This is a genomic window from Bifidobacterium xylocopae (assembly GCF_003315615.1).
Classification (GTDB): Bacteria; Actinomycetota; Actinomycetes; order Actinomycetales; family Bifidobacteriaceae; genus Bombiscardovia; species Bombiscardovia xylocopae.
In genome coordinates, this window is the sequence record NZ_PDCH01000072.1 from 1 (window position 1) to 443 (window position 443).

The 443-nt window shown below is 56.7% G+C and carries 1 pseudogene; it reads left to right on the forward strand.

Annotated elements, in window-relative coordinates:
• Positions 1-148: 148 nt before the first annotated feature.
• Positions 149-250, forward strand: a pseudogene (locus CRD59_RS08260) (low molecular weight protein-tyrosine-phosphatase); the annotation flags it as partial.
• Positions 251-443 lie beyond the last annotated feature (193 nt).

Consider the following 443-nt stretch of genomic DNA (forward strand, 5'->3'; position numbering starts at 1 on the left):
CTTCGTGCCGTTCGTTCTCTTCGTCGTACTTCGCTCTTCCCTCGCATCCCTCTTCCGTGTTGCTTTTTTTTTTTTTCCTGCTGATGCCTGCCTCCTACCTCCGTGTCTGTGTGGTGGGATCGTAGATGTGTATAAGATACATCCTGCGGAGTTCGGCAATCCCATCGATCGTCGGGCCCAGAAGGTACTGAAGGAGCGGGGCTATCAGGTTCCTCAGGACCATTTCGCGCATCGGATCAGTAAAGAGGAAGCGGCACTTCCTCTTTACTGATCCGATGCGCGAAATGGTCCTGAGGAACCTCGGGCGCTTATACACATGTGACGCGGCCGAGGAAGGCGAGGGGGAGGGTCGGGGTGGTGGCAGGAGAAGTGAGGAAGAGAGGGGGAGGGAAAGGATGAGAGAGGGCGGAGAGGAAGAGAAGGACAGGAGAGGAGGGTGGGCA